The 1,097-nt window shown below is 36.9% G+C and carries 2 protein-coding genes; both read left to right on the top strand.

Translation table 11 applies throughout. The features are described from left to right. Positions 1-74 precede the first annotated feature (74 nt). Entirely contained in the window at positions 75-692 is a 618-nt protein-coding gene (locus VXQ92_RS20435) for a TetR/AcrR family transcriptional regulator (protein ID WP_000120692.1), read from the top strand. A gap of 111 nt (positions 693-803) precedes the next feature. Continuing rightward, positions 804-1,097 (top strand): AMP-binding protein (locus VXQ92_RS20430; protein ID WP_416683013.1); only part of this gene is annotated, 294 nt, incomplete at its 3' end.

The raw sequence follows: 1,097 nt of genomic DNA, 5'->3' as shown, positions 1-1,097 counted from the left end.
AATGATTTTTTGAAAAAGTGAATACAGATTCATAAAATGATTTACAATTCATTTTATTTGTTAGAGAATAAATTATGAGCTATAAACGATCATCTTTAATGCAAGAGCGGATGGAACAAAATCGAAAATCGATTTTGAGTTCAGCCAGAAAAATAATTTCAGAGGGAGGGTTCAAAGACGCACAAATACAAACAATTGCAGAGCAAGCGGGTGTATCTAGTGGACTGGTTTATCGCTACTTCGATAATAAAAGCCAAGTGCTAATAGAAGTTTTGTCTGATGCCATTAATACAGAACTATTGGTGATTGAATCGATTACCGAAAGTGACTTATCGGCAAAGCAGAAATTACACAAGGCGGTGGCAACCTTTGTAAAACGGGCACTGAATAGTCCTCAGCTTGCATATTCACTCATGTTTGAACCCGTCGATTCAACGGTTGAACATGAGCGTTTTCGTGTGAAGCAATTGATTAAACAAAGTATTAAAAAAATACTTGCGGATGGAAATGCAAGTGGTGAGTTTGTCTTGGATGATTTAAACACAGCAGCACTTTGTGTAGTCGGTGCTATGACTTATGTGGTAGTTGAACCTCTAGACCCAGCTCAAAATACAAAGTTTGATCATGCGCATAAAGACTATTTTTCAAAACAGATTGCTGACTTTTGTGTGGATGCTGTGCAGAAAAAATAGGGCATATAAAGGATAAAACAACACAAAATAAGTAGTTTGGAAAAGTAGTTGCAGTAACAACAATTAGATTAGGTAAGAAGAGAATTACAAAGAATCAAGGAGAATGATTCAATGCAACAAGAACGGTTAAGCTACGCCTCTGGACCAAGTACACAACCCTTATTGGGTATGACCATTGGTGAACAATTTGATCAGGCCTGTCAGCAATATGCTGAAAAGGAAGCGATTGTCAGTTTTCATCAAAACAGACGATTAACCTATAAAGCTTTACAGGATGAAGTAAACGCTTTTGCTTGTAGCCTATTAAAATTGGGATTAAAAAAAGGAGACCGATTAGCGATTTGGTCACCTAACTGTGTGGAATGGACCATTACGCAGTTTGCAGCTTTTAAAGCAGGGATTATT

This window comes from Acinetobacter sp. 228 (assembly GCF_048147885.1).
Note: the sequence above shows the minus strand (reverse complement) of the source record. Positions and strands in the feature narration are given on the sequence as shown.